Here is a 3,059-nt window from a genome sequence, read left to right on the forward strand (position 1 = left end):
GAACTGGTCGGCGACGTTCTGCTTGGCCATGGATCCATGCACCCCTTCCGTCTCCTTGGGTCCATCAATCCACAGCGGTCGCGATCACGCCTCCCGCCCCGACGGCAACCTCGCCACCCAGACCTACCCCGGTGGCACCGTCGGTACCTACACCTACGACGCCACCGGCACCGCAACTGGCCTGGCCTACTCCGTGCCGGGCGTGGCCTACCCGATCGGCGACAGCATCGACACCGACGCGCACGGCGACTGGGTCCACCGCGCCGTCCTGGCCAACAGCCAGAGCTACACCTACGACGCCGCCGACCGCCTGACCCAGGTGGCCGACACCCAAGCTGGTCAGTGCACCACCCGCAGCTACGGCTACGACGCGGACACCAACCGGACCTCGCTCACCACCTACGCACCCGACACGGCAGGCAACTGCCAGACCGCCTCAGCGTCCGGCACCGAGACCTACGCCTACGACGGCGCCGACCGGCTGCTGTCCACCACCCTCGGGGGCACCACCAGCACATACGCCTACGACACCCAGGGAAACACCACCACCACCCCAGCCGCCGACGCCGGGAGCAGCGGCAACCTGACCGCCACATACAACGCCAACAACACGATCGCGACCCAGACCCAGGGCGACGCGACCACGACCTGGCAGTACGACCCCCAGGCGGACCGCGCCGCCACTTACACCAGCAGCGGTCTGACCGTCACCAACCACTACTCCGACGGCACCGACAACCCCACCTGGACGTCCGACTCCGGCGGCGGATGGACCCGCAACATCCAGACCCCGTCCGGACTCGCCGCCCAGACCGGTCCCAGCGGCACCATTCTCCAGTTGGTCAACCTCCATGGCGACGTCATGGCCACAGTCGACGCAACCACCAACGCGGTGACCGCGACCCTGACCTACCAGGAGTTCGGGGCCAACGAGCAGGGCGCAGCCTCATCCGGCTACGGCTGGCTGGGCGGGTACCAGCGAGCAACCACTCAACCAAGCGGCCAGACACTCATGGGCGTCCGGACTTACAACCCCAACACTGGCCGGTTCAACCAAGTCGACCCAGTCACGGGCGGCAGCGCCAACGCCTACGACTACGTCGACCAGAACCCGGCGACCGGTCGGGACCTGGCGGGAACTTCCGGGAGGAACGGCCTGTCGTGCTGGAGCAGTACCTGGTGGGCCCATTGCCGCCTGTACCTGAGTGAGTACCGCACCCAGCTGCTTATCCAGGCCCTGAACTGGGGCGCCGGGTTGGCTGCCGCCTGCGCCGGGCATCGGCCTCGTCTCGGTCATCGGTGCGGAGGTGGGTGGCGTCTGCGGGGCAATTTCGGGCGTATTGTGGCTTTACTCCGGCACAGTGGCGACAATCGACGGCTGGGGCGGCAACAACGGCGTCTACTTCGAGGTGACGTACTACAAGCACTGGTACTGGTCCTGGTCCTCCTGGCGCTGGCGCTGGTACTGGCACCCTGTCTGGGCCTACATGTGGTACCAGTAGCAAGTTGAGCGGCAACCGGGGCAGGAAGACGTCCCTGCCCCGGTCACCCGCAATGCCTTGTCACGCAGAATCCACATCAAATTCCCCGATCAGCTACCCCGTAAAAGGCCAATACATGAAAATCGGCACCTTCACCGGCATGACAAACGTTCTGCTACTTATCTTGGCGGCAGCCCTCATCATCTTCGCAGTACTTCATCTCGCCGGCGTGAGAACCAGAAAATCGAAGAATCAACCGGCGAAGAAAGCCTTGCCCGTCTTGCTGAGCGGAATCGGAATCGGCCTCGGAACCTTGTCCAGGATCCCAGCAGACCATCGCGCAATGTGGAGCACGCTGCTGCTGCCGCCCAGCATGCTTCTTATGATTGCCAGCGCGTACCTGTACTTGCGCTACAGCCGGATATCTTGAAGTGGGTGGTGTGGGGGCAGGGCCCAATGCCACTGAACTCTTCTCGGTAACGTCTCGTGACGTTTTGTGATCTTCGTTCAGGCGGTGCGGTCGTGCTCGAGCTGGAGCAGGACGAGGGCGGCTCGGGCGATGCGGGTGATGGCCGCGGGGTCGAGGCTGACCCTGCGCAGGGCCTTGAAAGTGACCTTCAGCAGGGCGTTGGCACGTTCGGCGACAGCGTGGACGCCCCGGATCACGGCGTTGAACGCCTGGTCGGGCTCGGCGAGTTCACCGCCCTTGGGCTTCTTGACCGGGTGGCGGAAGCCGGGCCCGGCGTTCTCGTAGCCGAGGTCGGTCAGGGTAGGGACGCCCAGGATGGCGGCGAGCCGGTTCAGGGCGTCGACCAGTCCGTGGGCCCGTGCGCAGGTGGTGTCGTGCTCGCGGCCCGCGCGGACTGGGGAGACCCAGAGGGGCCAGCCGTCCGGGGCGGAGATGACCTGCACGTTTCCTCCGTGGTGCTTGTGCTTGCCGGACCACCACAGGTCCGCGCCGTTGGGGCCGGCGGCCGCCACGCGGTCGGTGCGGATGACCGTGCCGTCCAGGTTGAGGTGGGTGTACCCGGCCGCCGCCGCCCTCTCCAGCGCGGTGGACAGATCGGGCGCGTGGTCGGCGAGCACCGTCAGTCCCTCATGCAGGTAGCGGTAGGCGGTCGGTACCGAGATGCCGTTGTCCCGGGCGAGTTGGACCAGCCGGGTACCGTCGACGAACCAGCGCAGCACGAGCACCGCCTGTTTGAAGACGCCCAGCGCGCGAGTGCCCTTGCGGGTCCCGAGCTGCTCGCGGTGCCCGCGCAGCAGCTTCGCGAGATGCTCGGCGGTCGCCCTGCGGACATCGAGCACGGCGGTGTAGGTGACACTGGATGCCACGTGAAGCCGCTGGTTGTACGGAACGTGATCTTCGCAGACCTGTTCCTACCAGGGGCTTCACTCATGTCTGACGCCGAGTCACCATCACGCCGTCCGGCATGATCACACATTGCAACCGTCACGTTGCCGAGAAGACTTCACTGACGTTAACCTCGATCCGTCAGTTGGGGCTTGTCGTCTTTTGTCTCGGCGGTTCGCCCGTAATGTCCTCTGCCGTTCGAGGGCGGGCCGTCGCGTGACGCT

3 protein-coding genes are annotated in these 3,059 nt (G+C 65.9%); 2 read left to right on the top strand and 1 reads right to left on the bottom strand.

Annotated elements, in window-relative coordinates; all coding sequences use genetic code 11:
• Together ACWD5Q_RS35255 and ACWD5Q_RS35260 are read left to right on the top strand one after the other, a co-directional pair.
• On the top strand, nucleotides 1–1,510 hold a 1,510-nt coding region (locus ACWD5Q_RS35255; protein WP_451431145.1), incomplete at its 5' end, for an RHS repeat-associated core domain-containing protein.
• Nucleotides 1,511–1,617: 107 nt separating this feature from the next.
• Complete coding sequence (locus tag ACWD5Q_RS35260) at nucleotides 1,618–1,911, top strand: hypothetical protein (protein ID WP_451431146.1); 294 nt, start codon at nucleotides 1,618–1,620, stop codon at nucleotides 1,909–1,911.
• A gap of 77 nt (nucleotides 1,912–1,988) precedes the next feature.
• Here ACWD5Q_RS35260 and ACWD5Q_RS35265 read toward each other — a convergent pair whose 3' ends face one another.
• Entirely contained in the window at nucleotides 1,989–2,816 is an 828-nt protein-coding gene (locus ACWD5Q_RS35265; RefSeq protein ID WP_451431147.1) for an HARBI1 family protein, read from the bottom strand.
• Between the last annotated feature and the right edge of the window lie 243 nt (nucleotides 2,817–3,059).

The organism is Streptomyces sp. NPDC002513 (genome assembly GCF_053595355.1).